This window comes from Paenibacillus sp. OT2-17, from assembly GCF_009827695.1.
Classification (GTDB): domain Bacteria; phylum Bacillota; class Bacilli; order Paenibacillales; family Paenibacillaceae; genus Paenibacillus; species Paenibacillus polymyxa_B.
The window spans coordinates 78,864-98,127 of sequence record NZ_WUDQ01000004.1; the positions used below are offsets into that span (position 1 = coordinate 78,864).

Genomic DNA, 19,264 nt, shown 5'->3' on the forward strand with positions numbered 1-19,264 from the left:
GTAATCTTAATGGCTAGCCAAATCATGCTCCAAAGCTTGAAGAGAAAGGCTATCCCTCGTACTGCCTCCCTCTCCCGGTCTCATATCAAAAATACGATCGACAAATCGATTGACATCCAGCAGCATTGCTTTTCGTTCCTCCAAGGTTACACGCGGCACCGAGCAAAGAAGCTTAATCTCGGCATCCGAAAACTTGGCGAACCCAAACAAATTATCGTTAGCCGCGTAGAGCATATCTTTCTGACGTGATATGCGAATATAATCTTCTGAAGATCCTGTTGTAAAAATCGAGTAGGCTCTCTTGCCCTCAAGCCCATATACACCATCAGAAGAGCGTATGAGTCCTGTTGTGAACACTCTATCTATATATCCTTTAATAACAGCGGGAAATCCGCCCCACCATACCGGTGAAATAATAATCAAGGCATCTGCCCACAATAAATCCTCCTGTTCTTTTACTATCTCCTCTGGCAATACGTTAGTGACCTTAGCCTCTAAATCCTTTAAGCCTACCATCGGATTAAATGACATTTGAATTAAATCTTTTACCTTAACATTCGCCCCTCGTACGTTTAAATGAGCGATCACCTGCTCCAAAATCGCTTTGTTAAAGCTCTTAGCATAAGGGTGACCGTATAAAATATTAATGTTCATCTTCTTCGCCCCAGAATATTTTCAGATGGCTTGTCAAAGCTTTAATGCTAATGTAATGTTAAGCCAATGGTATCGAAACAACAAGTAGGCATATTTATAGTATATACTATCAAAAATCATACTAATTGATTTCATAGGACTTTCTGGAATACAAATGATGAGGAGATGGCACAAATGAGTGAAAATCTGAATTATTTTATAGATTGCCCCTTAACAAAGGTTCAGAAAATCATTGGCGGCAAATGGAAAATAGTGATTTTATGGTTTCTGTCCCGTGGTACCCGAAGATTCGGTGAAATTAAACGCGCCTTTCCTGATATCACACAAGCGATGTTAACCAAGCAGCTAAGAGAATTAGAAGAAGACGGGTTTGTGCATCGCGAAATATTCAGAGAAATCCCTCCCCGGGTTGAATACTCGCTAACAGCTCACGGAGCAAATTTCGTCCCCATATTGCGCAGTATGTATGATTGGGGGGAGGTTCATCTGGAGCACTCGAAAATTAGATGCGTTGAAAAATAGCGATTAAATATACATCCCTTCCTGCCTAGCGTGATCAGACTTTCATCCCTATGTTATAAGTCCATACCAAGTGCATAATGAAAACCCACTATGACCAATTTTGTCAAAGTGGGTTTAATCCTGTTGATATTCATCTTGTCATGTTTATATTCAGTCATGTACCGTTTTTCTAAACCTGGCAGTTCCCATCAACGTGGCTTCACCTTTTCCTCTGGAGGCAAAACAGCTGCCGTTTCGTTTACTGTTGTTTTCCAGTTAATGTTCTCACTTCAATAGGATGCAGATTCGCCTCAATTTGAGCCCGCTGCGGTTCATACCACTCTGGCAGCATTAATTTCTGCCCCAAAGATTCAGCAGGTTCATTATTAGCAAATCCCGGTGGATCTGTAGCAATTTCAAATAGTATGCCGCCCGCTTCTCTGAAATATATCGCATTAAAATATTGGCGGTCTATGATTGGAGTCGGCTGATAGCCATAATGCTGGACTGCGCTTCTCCATTCTTCATGTTGTTCGAAATCTTTTGCACGCCATGCAATGTGATGTACCGTGCCTGCTCCACCAAAGCCTAGACCCATTTTGGCGAGCGGAACATCTACGATGTTGCCGATTTCTCCTACGGACTGATAACGGGCATATTCAGCGTCTTCATCGGTTTTTGTAAATCCGAGTATGCTCTCCAATGCATCCATCGTTCTCTGTGGATTGACGCTAAATAGCACAGCACCTCCAAACCCCTTAATTGCTTTATCAGCCGAAATGCCACCGTAAGACCAAGTACTATTCGCTCCCGCTTCACGTTCAACAAGCTCAAGTCGTAAGCCCTCATTATCCTCGAATTGAAGATATTGTTCAGAAAAACGGCTCGTTTTCGTAACTTGAATATCAAAGCTTTCCAAACGATGTTGCCAAAAATCAAGTGAACCTGGGGGTACCACATACGAGGTTATGCCCACCTGGCCTCCTCCGATTCGTCCTTTGGGAGTTCCTGGTGCAGGGAAAAATGTAATGATCGTTCCAGGACCTCCTGCCTCGTTACCAAAGTACAAGTGGTAAACCTCAGGAGCATCGAAGTTGATTGTTTTCTTCACTAACCGAAGTCCCAGGACGCCGGCATAGAAGTCGACATTTTCCTGCGGATTACCGGCAAAAGCTGTAATATGATGGATACCTGTAGTTTGCAGTGACATATGAAACCCTCCTTTAATCGTAGGAACCTTTATTTTTTGTTGTTAATGGCTTTTAATGACCTAAACATCATGTTTTATCTAAGTAATGCATCGATAGAATATGAACCTGCTCCTGTCAACGTAATACCGATTACGACTGCAATAAGAACTAGCGGATATTCATAGCCATTAGCTGTTGCCCAGATCCCGTTTGGGCCATGTACTTTGAAAATTGCTCCGAGCATAGTCACCGTAATCAACAATGCAGCCAGTGGAGTGAATAGTCCTAAAGCAAATAGAGCTCCTCCCAACAATTCCATCAACCCAGCAGACACTGCCATGAATACTCCGGGCTTAATGCCAATCGATTCCATCCAACCGCCCGTACCCTTTGGACCATAGCCGCCAAACCAACCAAAAAGTTTCTGAGCTCCGTGCCCCACCAATAACAATCCAACCACCAAACGTATCAATAATAATCCACTTGCCAACATAAAAATCATCCTCCATATTATACTCATTTAAAGATTATTAAATTAGAGATATTAGATAAAATTAAATTCATTGTTTAGCGATTTGAGCCTGTTCTTTTTTTAGTTTTTCAGGCGTAACATCGTCTCCATTCGGATCATAAATCGTAGCGTTCAAGAGAATGCTTTGTACAGAACCCCGAAAGATTTGAAGGTATTCTTTGCGAAGATCCATTTGTTCCGTTTTTTCAATTTCAGTCAACCCAACTTCTTTTGCTTTTTTTGCGAGCTGATTAATTCTTTCTAAAATGGTGATCATGTGTATACCTCCCTATTCAAAATTTTCTGGTTATTTATCTTTAATTTATTTATCTTGATATAAAGATATAATATTTTTTTATCCGTGTCAATACTTTTTCGAAAAGAAAATCAATGCTTGGGTTGCTTACGGAGAAAAAGCAGCAGGAACACTTAGAGATACCTTTAAGCTACAAGTTGTGTAAAACCTCTTCAACTCAATTACTAGAGCCATAATAAAAAGCCACCAACCAGAATCACTGGCTGATGGCTTTCTTGTCTTACTTAAATGGAGGCGAGGGGAGTCGAACCCCTGTCCGAAGATAACGACACATAAGCTTCTACGGGTGTAGTGACAGTTTTGATGTCACCCTAGAAACTCCCTGTCACCGGATTCCCTTCGGGTCAGCCTGATTATCTTCTTCAGCTCACCGCAGGCGGAGATGAGACAGCGTATTCCACTATTTGTTAGCCCCTATCCCAGTCACATGGACGATGCTGGGTAGAAGCACGCACACAGTTTCTTAGGCTGCGAAAGCGTAGTTGTTTTGTTGTTTGCCGTTTAATAGGCTTTAGCGTTGATGAAGCGGACGCGTCCCCACTACCCGCTACCCATGCTCGAACTATCCCCGTCGAATCCATAAACGCCCCCTTATTATAAAAGGGCTCCACGGATAAATCCGGAAATACCGGAGCATAAGCATGCATAATATCAAAAGCTGAATTCTAAGATTCAACACTCGAACAAAGTTAAAAGCTTTAAAACTGACTACTTCGTTAGTATAGCATATTACAGGTCATTACGAAACGAAATGAAGCCATTTAAGCCTTATAAAATAGCACCATTACAGGAACAAGTAACTTCTCCACGTAATTTGTACCATACAATAATACAGCAACTTATCTCGCAATTTTCTGTTTCTCACGCAAAGCGCGCTGGATATCACGCTGTGCATCACGTTTAGCGGCAGCATCACGTTTATCATACTGTTTTTTACCTCTACCCAGTCCGAGCAAAAGCTTGGCATAACCATTGCGAACATAAATCTTTAACGGAACAATCGTGTAGCCTTCCTGTTTGGACAATCCGATAAGTTTGCGAATCTGCTCTTTATGCAACAGCAGCTTACGCGTACGGGTCGGATCAGTAGGATTATTACGATTGCCTTGCTCAAAGGGACTGATATGCATATTGTGAATATGAATTTCGCCGTTACGGATCGTAGCAAATGCGTCACTTATATTAGAGCGACCATTCCGTAGAGACTTAATTTCTGTTCCCGTTAGCACCATGCCCGCCTCGTAAGTGTCCTCAATAAAATAGTCATGGGAAGCTTTTTTGTTCTGGGCGAGCACTTTCCCGTCTGCCTTCTTACCCATGAATACCACTCCTTATGAATAACGTAATTCACTCTTGAAATCCAGGCATCAAAATCCGGCTACAAAGAGCCACCTAGAAATATATTGTAACAAATTTCAGATGGTAAAAGCAAGAAAGGTCAAGCCTTCTACATTTCTAACTGCACTTATATCACACTTAAAACCAAGCGGCTTCCATCCAATACAGCAGACAGAAACCGCACGTATACCTATGCTTCAAATCAGCTTCATACACTGCAATGAAAGCTCCAGCCTTCAAAGTAAGTAAGCTCTAGCTACCTACTTCTTCTTTTTCCGCACAAAGCCCGCGGTGCTATTGCCGCCACTTCCGCCCTTATTCTTCCGCTTGCGACGTGCTGCGCCTTCACCGTTTGGTCTGGCATCACTACCTGGTGTAGCTGCTCCGCCGATGAAAATACCGCTGGCAGACGTCTTCTTCCGTCGCTTGCTTGCCCCGGATGCTGGCGAGTTATACCCGCCCTTGCCACTGCCAAAGCCGAAGCTGCTAGCTGAGCCGGCTCCAGCTCCGTTTCCACCGCCGCGCCCTGAACGACCTGCGGTGCTAATACCTCCGCCACCTACGCCTGAACCGGCTTCTTTAGGCTTCCCGGCAGCATCACGACCGCCTTTACGCTCCCTGCCAGCCTTGTCTTTACCACCCTTACGTTCGCGCCCTTCATGGGGTTTGCCTTTACCTCGGCCCTCACCGCCACGCGCAAAACCTCCGCCCTGTCCTGAACCGCCCGTCCGTTCACGGCGTTGCCGTTGCTTCATATCGACAAGTTCAAAGTCAATTGTGTAATCTTCCATGTTCACACGCGCGACGCGAACCTTAACCTCATCCCCAATGCGGAACACCTTGGAGGTGCGTTCGCCAATCAACGCCATATGCTGCTCGTCAAAGTGATAATAGTCGTCCGTAAGCGCACTCAGACGCGTCAGACCCTCCACTGTATTGTCCAACTCAATGAACATCCCAAAGCTGGTTACACTGCTGATGATCCCCTCGAATTCCTCGCCGACCTTGTCCAGCATGTATTCAGCCTTTTTCATCTGCTCTGTATCACGTTCTGCATCCACAGCCACACGTTCACGCTCAGAAGATTGCTGCGCAATATCAGGCATACGTGCAGTCAAATATTCCTGACGCTCGGCTGTTAAAGCCCCGCCATTCTCCAATACCTCACGAATGACACGGTGAATCACCAAGTCAGGGTAACGACGAATCGGCGATGTAAAATGAGAGTAATACTCTGCTGCTAGCCCAAAATGTCCTGTCGTTTCCGCATCATACTTTGCCTGCTTCATCGAACGCAGCATCATCGTGCTAAGCACGGTTTGCTCCTTCGTACCCTGAATATCTTCCAGCAACGTTTGCAGTGCACGGGGATGAATGGAATTTCCTCTACCTTTGATCTGATGCCCAAAATTAGCCGCGAAAGCCATAAAGTTTTGCAGCTTCTCTGGATCTGGGTCCTCATGAATCCGGTACAAGAAAGGTACTTTGAGCCAATGGAAATGTTCGGCTACCGTTTCATTGGCCGCCAACATAAACTCTTCAATAATTTGTTCAGCTATCGTACGCTCTCTCTTCACAATATCTACAGCTTTTCCTTCATTATCCACAATCACTTTAGCTTCATCAAAATCAAAATCAACCGCACCTCGGCGCATTCGATTAGCACGCAGCTTCAATGCCAATTCCTTCATCGTGCCGAATACATCAACGAGATCCTTGTACCGTTCCATCAGTTCAGCATCTTCCTCTTCGAGGATTTTGCGAACGTTAGTGTACGTCATCCGTTCCTTCGTTTTAATCACACTGGTGAAAATATCATGCTTTACAACCTTCATATGCTCATTGAATTCCATCTCACAGGATAAAGTCAGTCGATCCACCTGTGGATTCAAAGAACATATTCCGTTCGAAAGTCGATGTGGAAGCATAGGAATGACACGGTCAACCAAATACACGCTACAACCGCGGTTATATGCCTCCTGATCCAGCTTAGAGTTCTCACGCACATAATACCCTACGTCGGCAATATGAACGCCCAGACGGTAGTTCCCGTTCGGCAAGCGCTCTACATTTACAGCATCATCCAGGTCTTTAGCATCCTCACCATCAATGGTAACAATGATCTTATCACGCAAATCGCGCCGTCCCTGACGTACAATCTCTTCTTCCGTAATCGCGTCGGGAGCATTCTCCGCTTCCTCTGTAACTTCATCTGGAAAAGCTTCCGGAAGCTGATGCTTGCGAATAACTGACAAAATGTCGACGCCCGGATCATCCTTATGACCCAAAACTTCCAACACTTCGCCTTCCGCCGCTGCTCGTCCTTCTGGATAGCTCACAATACGCACAACGACCTTTTGACCGTTTACGGCTCCATTGAAGCTTGTTTTTGGAATGAAAATATCCCGGTTAATACGCTTATCATCCGGCAGAACGAAACCATATGCTTCGTGGCTCTGAAACACGCCTACTACTTGAAGCACTGCACGCTTCACGATCCGTACAACTTCACCTTCTAATCGACCGCCCACAGGTCCCTTCGAGGACACTCTTACCAGTACCGTATCTCCATTCATCGCACTTTTTAAGTCGTTCGCATGAATATATACATCCGGGTGCTCCCGGTCCTCTGGAATCAGAAAGGCAAATCCCTTGGCATGAGCCTGCAAACGCCCACGCTGCAAATCCATCCGTTCCGGCACGCCATAACGGTTTGTGCTGGTCAGCAGGATTTTCCCCTCTTCCTCCAAGGAATTCAAGAGCTTAAGAAATTCACGGAAATCCTCCGCATCCTTAATATCAAAGTGCTGCTCCAGCTCCTGGTAAGTCATGGGTTTGTATGCAGTCTCGCGCATAAAATCGAGTAGTTGTTGCTCTGTTATCATAATATTGTCCACCTCGGGTGACCTTTAATTTTCAGTAATAAATCCGCATGTCCTTGTTCCTGATACAAGGCTCTTAATATACTCATACCCTAGTATACACGAATTTAATCGACGGCATCCCTGCCTGTCCAAAATCTAAAAAAAGCCCCCGTTTCCCGCGAAACGAAGGCTTAAGGTACATATTTATCTTATTTTGCAAAAAATGCAACTAAAACAGAAACGATCATAAAACCCGCACCCAAAACAGCAGTTGCACGTTGTAAAATCAAATCCATACCGCGAGCTTTTGTTTTGCCGAACAGATGCTCAGCACCGCCAGAGATGGCACCGGACAAACCTGCGCTTTTCCCCTTTTGCAGTAAAACAACCGCAATAACAGCAATCGAGAACACAACGAGCAGCACTTTCAAAAAGATTTCCATGAAAAATCCCACCTCCTGAGCTTATACATCTGTTTTGCAAAACAACACAGCCTCTTTTATGAAAACATGTACATATCATGTTATAAATAGCCGGAAATTAACGCAAAACACTATTTTTATTCTACCACAGCTTCCAGTAGATAACAACAGTTATACAAGTCACTCAGCCATTAAGCCTTTGCAAAGTTATGTATTCTCATACACATCCATAATAACAAAAAAACAGACCTGCCCGCGGTGGCGAGTAGGTCTGTTTTTTAATGCGTAAAAGCTTTGAGCGTTCAGACTTCGTGATCATGAACCATGAGTCAGAGGCGCCATCAGCATTTTTGCGCAATATTATTTTTTCAGGTTGTAGAAAGATTTCAGGCCGTGGTATTGAGCCAGCTCACCCAGTTGATCCTCAATGCGGAGCAATTGGTTGTACTTCGCAATACGGTCAGTACGGGAAGGAGCACCTGTTTTAATTTGGCCAGCATTTGTTGCAACAGCGATATCAGCGATTGTGCTGTCTTCGGATTCACCGGAACGGTGAGAAATAACAGCTGTGTATCCTGCGCGTTTAGCCAATTCGATAGCATCGAAAGTTTCAGTCAGCGTACCGATTTGGTTTACTTTGATCAGGATGGAGTTACCGATGTTTTCATCGATACCTTTAGCCAGACGCTCTGTGTTTGTTACGAACAGGTCGTCACCAACCAATTGGATTTTGTTGCCCAATTTTTCAGTGAGCAATTTCCAACCTTCCCAGTCATCTTCGGAGCAACCATCTTCAATAGTGATGATTGGGTATTTATCAACCCAAGAAGCAAGCAGGTCAACGAACTCAGCAGAAGTGAAGGATTTGCCTTCGCCTTCCAAAGTGTATTTTCCATCTTTGAAGAACTCAGTGGAGGCAACGTCCATACCGAGGAATACGTCAACACCTGGTTTGTAACCAGCTTTTTCGATCGCTTCGATAATAGTGGACAGAGCTTCTTCGTTAGATTTGAAGTTAGGAGCAAAACCACCTTCATCACCAACAGCTGTGTTCAAACCTTTGGAGTTCAGTACGGATTTCAGGTTGTGGAAGATTTCTGCGCCTACACGCAGAGCTTCTTTGAATGTAGGAGCGCCTACAGGCAGAACCATGAACTCTTGTACGTCAACGTTATTGTCGGCATGAGCGCCACCGTTAACGATGTTCATCATTGGCACTGGCAATTGTTTAGCATTGAATCCGCCCAGGTAAGTGTACAGTGGCAAGCCCAGAGCTTCAGCAGCAGCGCGAGCTACAGCCATGGATACAGCCAGAATTGCGTTTGCACCCAATTTACCTTTGTTATGTGTACCATCCAATTTGATCATCAGCGTGTCGATTTCTACTTGGTTCACAGCATCCAAGCCGATTACTTCAGGAGCAATAATTTCGTTCACGTTTTTAACAGCTTGCAGAACGCCTTTACCCAGGTAACGGGATTTATCGTTATCACGAAGCTCTACAGCTTCGTGAGCGCCTGTGGAGGCACCGGAAGGAACGATAGCACTACCGATAGCACCGGATTCCAGATATACTTCAACTTCAACCGTTGGGTTACCACGGGAGTCGAGGACTTCGCGAGCGTACACGTCAGAAATAATAGTCATTTGTACTTAATCTCCTTTGTGAATCATGATTTATTGGTCAAGCCTATACTTATTAAATCAAGCTTACTTGCGGGATGCAATCATAGATTTTCCTGTCATTTCCGCAGGTTGCGGAAGTTGCATCAAATCCAGAAGCGTTGGAGCTACGTCAGCCAGTATTCCATGCTCACGCAAAACGATATTTTCGTCAGTCAAAATGAACGGAACCGGATTAGTTGTGTGAGCTGTGAACGGACGTCCCTGCTCATCAATTTCCATATCCGCGTTACCATGGTCAGCAATGATAATAACCACGCCGCCTTTGGCTTTAACCGCATCTACAACACGTCCAACACATTCATCCGTCGTCTCTACCGCCTTAATTGTTGGCTCCAGCATACCGGAGTGTCCAACCATATCCGGATTGGCAAAGTTCAGGATAATCGCATCATGCTTGTCGGCTTCGATTTCCTTAACAGCAGCATCCGCTACTTCATACGCACTCATTTCTGGCTGCAAGTCATATGTAGCCACTTTAGGCGAGTTGATCAAAATACGAGTTTCGCCAGGAAGCTCCACATCACGTCCGCCACTGAAAAAGAAAGTAACGTGCGGATATTTTTCAGTCTCAGCAATACGCAATTGCTTTTTGTTGTTTTGAACCAACACTTCACCAAACGTGTTATCCAGGTTTTTCGGTTCATAAGCTACAAAGCCTTCAACCGTTTCGCTGAACAACGTCAGGCAAACAAAGTGCAAATCTTTAGGCAATTTCGGGCCACGGTCAAAACCACGGAAGTCCGCGTTTGTAAATACCTGAGACAGTTGAATCGCACGGTCAGGACGGAAATTGAGGAAGATAACAGAGTCATTGCTTTCGACCAGCCCTACAGGACTTCCGTCAGCCTTCACAATAACCGTTGGCTCCACAAATTCGTCGAACACTGATTTTTCATACGATTCTTTCAATGCTTCCATTGGATCTGTGTATTGAGGGCCTTCTCCGTATACGATTGCACGGTAAGATTTCTCCACACGTTCCCAACGTTTGTCGCGGTCCATAGCATAATAGCGTCCTTGTACAGTCGCAATTTTGCCTACGCCCACTTCTTGAATTTTGGCGATCAGTTGCTGCATGAAGCCTACGCCGCTGTCAGGCATAACGTCGCGTCCATCCATGAAAGCATGAATGTACACTTCAGTTAAGCCTTCTTTTTTCGCCAAGTCCAGCATAGCGAACAGATGGCTGATATGGCTATGCACGCCGCCGTCAGACAACAGTCCGTACAGGTGAAGTTTCGTGTTGTTCTTCTTAGCATGTTGCACTGCTTTAACCAGTGTTTCATTGTCGTAGAACTCGCCGTCACGAATGGACTTCGAAATACGAGTCAAGTCTTGATATACAATTCGGCCTGCGCCGATGTTCAAGTGACCTACTTCGGAGTTACCCATTTGTCCTTCAGGCAGACCCACTGCTTCGCCAGAAGCCGTCAGCGTTGTATGAGGATACTGTTGTAAATACCGGTCGTAATTCGGTTTGTTGGCCTGCGCAACCGCATTACCTTCTACGGTGTCACGCAATCCGAACCCGTCCATAATAATTAAAGCTACCGGTTTTGGTGCTGTCATCTTACTTCGCCCCCTCAACAAGCGCGATGTACGACGCCGGTTGAAGACTGGCACCGCCCACAAGCGCGCCGTCGATATCGCTTTGACCCAGGTACTCAGTAACATTTTCAGGTTTTACACTGCCACCATACTGAATACGTACAGCATTTGCTGTATTTTCATCATACAGCTCTTTAATCAGACTACGGATATAGGAAATCACTTCATTCGCATCCTGCGAAGTGGAGGATTTGCCTGTTCCGATGGCCCAGATTGGCTCATAAGCAACAACTACTTGTGCAGCCTGATCCTTAGCCAAACCAGCAAAAGCTGCTACAGTTTGCACTTTTACAACCTCTTTAGTTTGTCCAGCTTCACGATCTTCCAGCTTTTCGCCTACACATACGATTGGAGTCAGGTCATGACGGAATGCCGCATGAACCTTTTTGTTCACCGTTTCGTCTGTTTCATTAAAATATTCACGACGCTCGGAGTGTCCGATCACAACGTAGTCTACGCCCAGATCTTTCAGCATTCCACCGCTAATTTCACCTGTAAATGCACCATCTTCTGCAAAATGCAGGTTTTGTGCGCCAATTTTAATAGACGTGCCTTTTACTGCTTCAACCAGAGCAGGAAGATTCGTAAATGGTGCGCAAATCACGCTTTCCACTCCTGCAACCTCTGCTTTGCCTTTGATCTCTTCGATGAAAGTTTTAGCTTCTGGTACGGTTTTAAACATCTTCCAGTTACCCGCGATAATCGGTGTTCTCAATGGTTTCAACTCCTAACTATTAGGTGCCCTAAAGCTTTATTCACGCATAGTGCGTTTGATTATTTATCGTTCAGTGCAACAACACCCGGAAGTGCTTTGCCTTCCATAAATTCCAGAGATGCGCCGCCGCCAGTGGAGATATGATCCATTTTGTCAGCCAAGTGGAATTTTTCAGCCGCAGCCGCTGAATCACCGCCACCAATGATGGTGTATGCTTCAGTTGTTGCGCAAGCTTCCGCTACTTCACGAGTACCACCAGCGAAAGGTTCGATTTCAAATACACCCATTGGTCCATTCCAAACAACCAATTTGGAGTTTTTGATAACATCTGCATAGATTTTACGTGTTTTCGGTCCGATGTCCACGCCTTCCCAATCTGAAGGAATGCCGTCGATATCCACAATGTTTGTGTTCGCCGTAGCGCTGAAATCGTCAGATACCACAATATCAACCGGAAGGTAGAAGTTTTTGCCGAGCTTCTTCGCTTTTTCGATAAATCCAAGAGCTACGTCCAATTTGGATTCATCCAGTAGGGATTGACCCACTTCATGACCTTGAGCTTTGAAGAATGTATAAGCCAAACCGCCACCAATGATTACGTTATCTGCAATATTCAGCAGGTTGTCGATCACGTCGATTTTGTCTTTTACCTTGGAACCGCCGATAATGGCTGTAAAAGGACGATCTGGGTTTGAAAGAGCTTTACCGATTACAGACAATTCTTTCTCCATCAGCAGGCCGGAAACAGCCGGAAGAAGATGCGCGATACCTTCTGTGGAAGCATGAGCACGGTGTGCTGCACCAAATGCGTCATTCACGAAAACGTCTGCCAATTCAGCAAATTGCTTCGCCAATTCAGGATCATTCTTTTCTTCTCCTGCATAGAAACGTACATTTTCAAGCAACAGCACGTCGCCGTTTTGCAGTTCAGCCACTTTCGCTTTAACAGCTTCGCCTACCGATTCGTCCACTTTAACTACTGGTTTTTTCAGCAGCTCAGACAAACGTACGCCAACAGGAGTCAGACGCATGGATTCAACAACCTGACCTTTTGGACGTCCAAAGTGACTCGCCAAAATAACTTTTGCACCTTTTTCAATCAGGTAGTTAATGGTTGGCAAGGTTTCACGAATACGCTTGTCATCCGTAATTTTACCGTCCTCAACCGGAACGTTAAAATCTACACGAACAAACACCCGTTTTCCATTCAGTTCTATATCACGTACGCTCTTTTTGTTCATCTCCATATTCCTCCGCACCCTTATAATTTTACGAATCAGGAATTCAAGGCACATTTGATATATAAAGAGCGGAAACAATAACCTGTTTCCGCTCTATGATGTTGCTCAATAAGACTGTTCTTATTTAGCCAGTTTTGCGAAGTATTCCAACGTGCGGATCAATTGTGCAGTGTAAGACATTTCATTGTCATACCAAGCTACAGTTTTCACCAGTTGTTTGTCGCCAACAGTCAGAACTTTAGTTTGAGTTGCATCAAACAAAGAACCGAAAGTAAGACCTTTGATGTCGGAAGAAACGATTTGATCTTCAGTGTATCCATAAGTTTCAGGATCGGATGCTTCTTTCATCGCAGCGTTGATTTCTTCAGCAGTTACGTTTTTCTCCAGAACTGTTACCAGCTCAGTCAGGGAACCTGTAGGTACTGGAACACGTTGAGCCGCGCCATCCAATTTACCTTTCAACTCAGGGATAACCAAACCGATTGCTTTAGCAGCACCAGTTGTGTTAGGGATGATGTTTTCAGCTGCTGCACGAGCACGACGGAAGTCACCTTTAGCATGTGGAGCATCCAAAGTGTTTTGGTCGCCAGTGTAAGCATGAATTGTAGTCATCAAACCTTCAACGATACCAAATTTATCTTGCAGTGTTTTAGCCATAGGAGCCAGGCAGTTTGTTGTGCAAGAAGCACCGGAGATTACAGTTTCAGTTCCGTCCAGAATTTCATGGTTTACGTTGTAAACGACAGTTTTCATGTCGCCAGTAGCTGGAGCGGAGATAACAACTTTTTTAGCGCCGCCTTTCAAATGTTTCTCAGCAGCTTCTTTAGTTGTGAAGAAACCTGTACATTCCAGAACGATGTCTACACCCAGGTCTCCCCAAGGCAGTTCTTCAGGGTTGCGGTTAGCCAAAACTTTAACTTCTTTACCGTTTACTTTGAAGAAGCCGTCATGTACTTCTACTTGTCCTTGGAAATTACCTTGTGTTGTATCATATTTCAACAAATGTGCCAACATTTTGGAATCTGTCAAGTCATTGATTGCTACTACTTCAATACCTTCCACATTTTGAATCCGGCGGAAAGCAAGGCGTCCAATACGTCCGAAACCGTTAATACCAACTTTAACTGTCATGAGTGAGTTCCTCCCAAAGTTCGTTTAGTTTAGTTTTATATATTCAAGACAGACCCGAAAGCCCGTCAAGACAACATTATTCATAAATCCTATATTAATCATTTAAATAACGACTTACAATCTCAACAGCAGCGCCTTCGTCGGTGACTAGAATGTCCTCTTGCCCGAAACGCAGTACCGCATGAATAGCGGCCGCCTTGTTTTTGCCTCCAGCTACACCTAGAACCGTATCGGTACGCCTAATGTCTTCCAATCGGAGTCCAAGCGTCAGCATTCTGTGAACAACGACGCCATCTTCGTTAAAGTAATAACCAAACGATTCGGCTACCGCTCCTTCACTGCTGATCTGGGCAAAGGTTTCGGGATCAAGTTTACGTCTATGTGCCATCGCTATGGCGTTGCCTATCCCGTGAATGATGATACGACTCTCGCGAATCAGGTTCAATATATCCTGAATGTTCGTATCTTCAAGCAAGGAGTTGTAAGCATGATTGCTGAGCAAATCCGGTACATGGAGCAGACGGTATTGAGCGCCTACCTTGCGAGCCATTGTGGAAGCAATTGTGTTGGCCTGCATTTCCATGCTTTCTCCCAAACCCCCGCGTGCCGGTACAAACCACCCACCCTTAAGTGGGCCATTAGAAGGTAGTGCCAGTTGTTCCGCCACGTCGGCAATTGTCGTGCCACCTGTTACAGCGACCACATCCTCGTCGTCCATAACACTCAGCAACGCTTTTGCTCCAGCGCGCCCCAGCTCCTGCTTTGTTAACGGAGAAGCATCCGAATCCCCTGGAACGACAACCACCTTCCTCAAACCATAGGCTTGACGAATCTGGTCCTCCAATTGGGACAGGCCGAACAAGTTGTTCGCAATCGGCTCCAGCTGTTCCAGCAGATCCAGTCCTGCTTTGCTCACCTTCATGCCTACACTCTCAATCTCAATTAGCCCCTGAGCTTTAAGAAGATCGGTTTCGGCGCGCAACACGCGCTCAGTCATGTTCAGTGAAGCTGCCAGTGTTCTGCGTCCAACAACATCGGACAGCATAATCTGATGCAGGATCGTGTACCTTTTTTTCAAAACATCCATGAGGTCGGGCAGAAGCTGCTTCTGTATTTCTAATATCTTTCGCATGCTTTCCACTCCCGCACACTTCTAAGTTCTGTCTCTAATGCTCTATCTCTAACTGGTCTCAAAACGTCCCGGGATAACTTTTTAAGTCCCACGTATATCTTAACCAATATTTGCTCCATATGCAAGTCTATCTGAACCTATATTTCTCAACCATTTATCTGAATATGCGCATTTAATAAAAGCTTGCAATTCACTGCTGTATATCATATAATCATCTTTGTTTCCAATTAGCTGTTTAATTAGTTAGTTGTTTGCATTGAATCAACTATGCGCCCGTGGTCCAACGGATATGACGTAGGCCTCCGGAGCCTGAGATCGAGGTTCGATTCCTCGCGGGCGCGCCATTTTAAATGAACGCTTAGATGCTTCTATATAATGTTTTAACCCATAAGAGCGCTGAGGGCTCTTTTTTTTAATCATTAGTTTGACTTTCTTTGACTTTTTGTTTGAAATTGTTTATCATGTGGTTATTACGGTAACAGTTTATAAATAAGGGACGTGTAATCGGCATGTCCACCAAATCCACTAACGATATTTAAGGGAGGTTTTTTGACGTGAGCTATGTTCCTATGGTAGTAGAACAAAGTAACCGCGGCGAACGCGCCTATGACATTTATTCCAGACTGTTAAAGGATCGCATTATTTTGTTAGGCTCGGACGTCAATGACGTTGTAGCCAACTCTATAATTGCGCAAATGCTGTTTTTGGCTGCCGAAGATCCTGAAAAAGATATTCACTTGTATATTAACAGCCCTGGCGGTTCCATTACAGCTGGTATGGCCATTTTCGATACGATGCAATACATTAAACCTGACGTATCTACGATTTGCGTAGGTATGGCGGCTTCCATGGGCGCGTTTTTGCTGAATGCAGGCGCCAAAGGTAAACGTTTCGCTTTGCCAAACAGTGAAATTATGATTCACCAACCACTGGGTGGTGCACAAGGTCAGGCAACGGATATCGAAATCCGCGCACGCCGCATTCTGAAAATGCGTGATAAACTGAACCGCATTCTCGCAGATCGCACAGGCCAACCACTGGAGCGCATTGAAAAAGATACAGACCGTGACTACTTCATGTCTGCTGATGATGCCAAGGAATACGGTATTATTGATAAAGTGCTAACTAGCTCCTCTCCAGAAGGTGTATAAGAGAAGAAATTCACCTCTTTCGATAACTGGTAAATGAAAAAGCTGCTCCGGACTTTCTTATCCGGTAGGCAGCTTTTTTGCATTATTGTTTTTTAGGTTATAGACAATTGGACTTATTTATTTCTACTATTCATTCTGTCCCGCAAAAGGCTTTTCGCCTTGAGGCAGCAATTGACCGAACGAGTAGGTAAACTCCGGAATTCCATACGCGTATGGCGCATAATCATACAAATCAAACACGATTGTTACTCCACTGTTCGTCACATAAAAATTCTGATCTGCCGCCAGCTCTTTAAATTTGCCGAATCCTTCGCCAGCCTGAAGTGCATCGATTTTTTTCTTCAAATCAGCATTGAGGAACTTTTTGTAGTTCGGATTTGCCTTCAATACGTCAGACAATTGCTGCAGTTTACCATCAGCGAGCGAAAACGTATATCCTTTACGTGCCGTCATGCCATGTGCGCCACCCGTATACGAGTAGTCCTGCATAATCACACTCAGAATACCATCTTTGTTATAGGCAATCGCAAAATCATTTCCAAACTCATACGGTCTTTCTGTTGTAGCCTCTCCCTCAGCCATCATCTTTTTGCCTGCTGCCAATATACCTTCTGCATGCTTTTTAAGCACATTGTTAATGGCCTGTTGAGCCTCAGAATTCAGCTGGCTACCGCTGATTTGCGGGTACTTAATCTTGTAGGACACCTTCGCACTACTCGAAGCTGGAAGTGTTTGAGACGCAATTGTAATCGGATTTAGCTGGCTTTTACTCAGCGTTACTGTTTTCTGAGCTGCATTCCATTGAGCATCTATGCCCAGATAGTCTTTCAGCAAACTCATAGGAATGTATAGCTTCCCAGCGATCTGTTTGGCATCCATACTACGTGTATTGATTCCATTGACGTTGACGTAGGCATCCGAGGAAGAAGCCATAATGTAAAGTTTATTGTACCCGCTACCTACGGTATATGTCGCTGTTTTCGCATCATAGCTTACTGGAATCCCCAAGCTGTCGCGCAGTGCGGCCACCGGAATCATTGTACTCCCGTTCACTTGGACACCTTTAGCGGGCAACGTTTTACCATTCCATTGGATGGTGATTCCTGGTTGCTGTGTTGTCGCTTGCTGCTGTTTCGTCGATGCTGCCTGGATATAGGAAACGGGAACAGCTGTGACTCCTGCGAAAATCCCTGCCGCCAGCAGTGCTGAACCCCATTTTATTGCATGCTTACTCATATTAAATATTCCTCCTGTTAATGATCTGTATTGTCTATGTGTGATAACTACTTTTAATATTATATCTATACCCTATTGTATGTAGTTTACAATCTGTACACTCTCCGATTTCAATATGTACACCTAATAACCCTTAGCTATGACAGACTCATTACAAAAAGGTTTCGGTATACAAAAAAAGCCAGCAAGCCAGCCTGCACATGATGCAGGCCGCTTGTGGCTTCGTTTGATGATCTATATTAGTTCATTTCGTATTGAGCCGACACCTGAACTTTCACTGTTACTTGCCCCGATTGTATCTCTGTCCCGCCACCTGCTACGTCCAAGAGCGATTTTGACATGGCATTTTCACGTTGTGTAAAGATTTGTGCTTCTCCGCCATCTACCGTCACACTCACAAGGACACCTAACCCTCGTTTGGCTGCCTTAGCTACAGCACTGGCTTTAGATTGTGCGCTTCCCAATGCCTTAGTAATGGCTTCTTCTTCATAAGTCGAAGGATCTTCCACGGAAAAACGTACATTATCTACGTTATTGGCTCCGGACTTGGTCGCCTCATCCAACAACTGACCGATTTTATCCAAATCGCGGTATTTGACGGAAAGTGTATGGTTGGCAGTGTAGCCTTTGAGCTTCTGCCCTTCTTTTTCGTTATAGGTGTAGTTAGGCTGTACATAAAACTGGCTGGTCTGAATGTCATCTGCGCTAATGCTCCACTTTTCTTTCAGCAGTTGTGTAACCTTGTTCAATTTTGTAGCATTGGCTTTTTGAGCAGCGGCTGCCGTATTCCCTTCCGATTGTACACCGATAGAGAGATAAGCAATATCGGGCTTCGCCAATACTTCCCCGCTTCCAGTCACATTAATTACACCGTTTACCGTCGAAGCTGTTGACGCAGCATAAGCACGATCTGCCCCCGTCCATAATCCGCCTGCTACTCCCCCTGCCATTAATGCTCCTGCGAGAACTGCCGTGGCTACTGTTTTTGTCCAAAGTCTCATTGAATTCAACCTCTTTCTTGAAAATGTTTGTACCTTCCAGACGGAGAAGACGGAAAAAGGTTGCAGCCAAGCGTACAAATTTCCGAAACAGAGCATGACCACGGGGATCTTAATTATTTATAGTTTGAACTTAATACAGTCTCTATATTCAACAAATCCATCCATAAAACAGTTAACGGAAGAGTTTTCGAAGACTTTTTTCTGGATACAAAAAAAGCCCCAAAGGGGCTTTTCACTAAGAGCATACACCATATCACAAAGCAAATCTTTGTTTATTGATTTTCCAGCTCTACCTTACTAACCAGACTTACTAAAGCGTTTACAGCCTGTTCGGCGTCCGCACCTTCAGCACTAATATTGATTTCAGTACCTGTACTGATGGCAAGACTCATAATACCCATGATGCTCTTGGCATTAACCTTTTTGTCTTCCTTTTCCACAAAAATCTCAGATGAATATTTATTCGCTTCCTGTACGAACAACGCAGCAGGTCTGGCGTGCAGTCCTGTTTTCAAGCGTACGACTACCGGATGTTTTGACATGTCAGCTTACCCCCTCATCAAATAA

General features: G+C 44.7%; 18 protein-coding genes, 1 tRNA gene and 1 other RNA gene. 3 read left to right on the forward strand and 17 right to left on the reverse strand.

From position 1 onward, the window contains the following. Nucleotides 1-6 precede the first annotated feature (6 nt). Nucleotides 7-654, reverse strand: a complete 648-nt coding sequence (locus GRP75_RS02645; protein WP_160788547.1) for an NAD(P)H-dependent oxidoreductase — start codon at nt 652-654, stop codon at nt 7-9. Nucleotides 655-828: 174 nt separating this feature from the next. On the opposite strand from GRP75_RS02645, the gene GRP75_RS02650 reads away from it, so the two are divergent. Next, entirely contained in the window at nt 829-1,176 is a 348-nt protein-coding gene (locus GRP75_RS02650) for a winged helix-turn-helix transcriptional regulator (protein WP_076265139.1), read from the forward strand. Nucleotides 1,177-1,414: 238 nt separating this feature from the next. Here GRP75_RS02650 and GRP75_RS02655 read toward each other — a convergent pair whose 3' ends face one another. From GRP75_RS02655 to GRP75_RS02715, 13 genes are all read right to left on the reverse strand, one after another. After that, entirely contained in the window at nt 1,415-2,365 is a 951-nt protein-coding gene (locus tag GRP75_RS02655) for a ring-cleaving dioxygenase (protein WP_160788548.1), read from the reverse strand. A gap of 74 nt (nt 2,366-2,439) precedes the next feature. Further along, nucleotides 2,440-2,838: a DoxX family protein gene (locus GRP75_RS02660; protein WP_160788549.1), complete on the reverse strand. Its 399-nt coding sequence runs from the start codon at nt 2,836-2,838 to the stop codon at nt 2,440-2,442. Nucleotides 2,839-2,905: 67 nt separating this feature from the next. Then, the gene (locus GRP75_RS02665; RefSeq protein ID WP_160788550.1) at nt 2,906-3,133 is read right to left on the reverse strand and encodes a DUF896 domain-containing protein; all 228 of its coding nucleotides are present in this window, start codon (nt 3,131-3,133) and stop codon (nt 2,906-2,908) included. 265 nt (nt 3,134-3,398) lie between these two features. Beyond that, nucleotides 3,399-3,763: a transfer-messenger RNA gene (gene ssrA, locus GRP75_RS02670) on the reverse strand. Between the two features lie 248 nt (nt 3,764-4,011). Continuing rightward, nucleotides 4,012-4,491: an SsrA-binding protein SmpB gene (gene smpB / locus GRP75_RS02675; RefSeq protein WP_013308270.1), complete on the reverse strand. Its 480-nt coding sequence runs from the start codon at nt 4,489-4,491 to the stop codon at nt 4,012-4,014. 279 nt (nt 4,492-4,770) lie between these two features. After that, nucleotides 4,771-7,395 (reverse strand): ribonuclease R, encoded by a 2,625-nt coding sequence (gene rnr / locus GRP75_RS02680; protein ID WP_160788551.1) that lies wholly within the window; start codon nt 7,393-7,395, stop codon nt 4,771-4,773. A 188-nt stretch (nt 7,396-7,583) separates the two neighbouring features. Continuing rightward, nucleotides 7,584-7,817 carry a preprotein translocase subunit SecG gene (gene secG / locus GRP75_RS02685; RefSeq protein WP_013308268.1) on the reverse strand — a complete coding sequence of 78 codons (234 nt, stop codon included), beginning with the start codon at nt 7,815-7,817 and terminating at the stop codon, nt 7,584-7,586. Between the two features lie 339 nt (nt 7,818-8,156). Further along, complete coding sequence (eno, locus tag GRP75_RS02690; RefSeq protein ID WP_013308266.1) at nt 8,157-9,443, reverse strand: phosphopyruvate hydratase; 1,287 nt, start codon at nt 9,441-9,443, stop codon at nt 8,157-8,159. A gap of 63 nt (nt 9,444-9,506) precedes the next feature. Next, a complete protein-coding gene (gene gpmI, locus GRP75_RS02695) occupies nt 9,507-11,051 on the reverse strand; it encodes a 2,3-bisphosphoglycerate-independent phosphoglycerate mutase (protein WP_028541876.1) in 1,545 nt (514 codons plus the stop codon). Nucleotide 11,052: 1 nt separating this feature from the next. Next, entirely contained in the window at nt 11,053-11,805 is a 753-nt protein-coding gene (gene tpiA, locus GRP75_RS02700) for a triose-phosphate isomerase (RefSeq protein ID WP_023986490.1), read from the reverse strand. Between the two features lie 59 nt (nt 11,806-11,864). Then, nucleotides 11,865-13,046 carry a phosphoglycerate kinase gene (locus GRP75_RS02705; RefSeq protein WP_023986489.1) on the reverse strand — a complete coding sequence of 394 codons (1,182 nt, stop codon included), beginning with the start codon at nt 13,044-13,046 and terminating at the stop codon, nt 11,865-11,867. Between the two features lie 120 nt (nt 13,047-13,166). Then, the gene (gene gap, locus GRP75_RS02710; protein ID WP_023986488.1) at nt 13,167-14,177 is read right to left on the reverse strand and encodes a type I glyceraldehyde-3-phosphate dehydrogenase; all 1,011 of its coding nucleotides are present in this window, start codon (nt 14,175-14,177) and stop codon (nt 13,167-13,169) included. 94 nt (nt 14,178-14,271) lie between these two features. Further along, nucleotides 14,272-15,309: a sugar-binding transcriptional regulator gene (locus tag GRP75_RS02715; protein WP_023986487.1), complete on the reverse strand. Its 1,038-nt coding sequence runs from the start codon at nt 15,307-15,309 to the stop codon at nt 14,272-14,274. A 269-nt stretch (nt 15,310-15,578) separates the two neighbouring features. On the opposite strand from GRP75_RS02715, the gene GRP75_RS02720 reads away from it, so the two are divergent. Together GRP75_RS02720 and clpP are read left to right on the forward strand one after the other, a co-directional pair. Beyond that, nucleotides 15,579-15,653, forward strand: a tRNA-Arg gene (locus GRP75_RS02720). A 210-nt stretch (nt 15,654-15,863) separates the two neighbouring features. Next, complete coding sequence (gene clpP, locus GRP75_RS02725) at nt 15,864-16,460, forward strand: ATP-dependent Clp endopeptidase proteolytic subunit ClpP (protein WP_013368815.1); 597 nt, start codon at nt 15,864-15,866, stop codon at nt 16,458-16,460. 126 nt (nt 16,461-16,586) lie between these two features. On the opposite strand, the gene GRP75_RS02730 is transcribed toward clpP, so the two are convergent. The 3 genes from GRP75_RS02730 to GRP75_RS02740 all read right to left on the reverse strand — a co-directional run bounded on the left by GRP75_RS02730 (nt 16,587) and on the right by GRP75_RS02740 (nt 19,239). Beyond that, complete coding sequence (locus GRP75_RS02730; protein WP_160788552.1) at nt 16,587-17,696, reverse strand: PdaC/SigV domain-containing protein; 1,110 nt, start codon at nt 17,694-17,696, stop codon at nt 16,587-16,589. Nucleotides 17,697-17,935: 239 nt separating this feature from the next. Beyond that, nucleotides 17,936-18,697, reverse strand: coding sequence for an SIMPL domain-containing protein (locus GRP75_RS02735; RefSeq protein WP_076159786.1), 762 nt, complete (start codon nt 18,695-18,697; stop codon nt 17,936-17,938). A gap of 272 nt (nt 18,698-18,969) precedes the next feature. Beyond that, nucleotides 18,970-19,239, reverse strand: coding sequence for an HPr family phosphocarrier protein (locus tag GRP75_RS02740; RefSeq protein ID WP_013368811.1), 270 nt, complete (start codon nt 19,237-19,239; stop codon nt 18,970-18,972). Nucleotides 19,240-19,264: the final 25 nt, after the last annotated feature.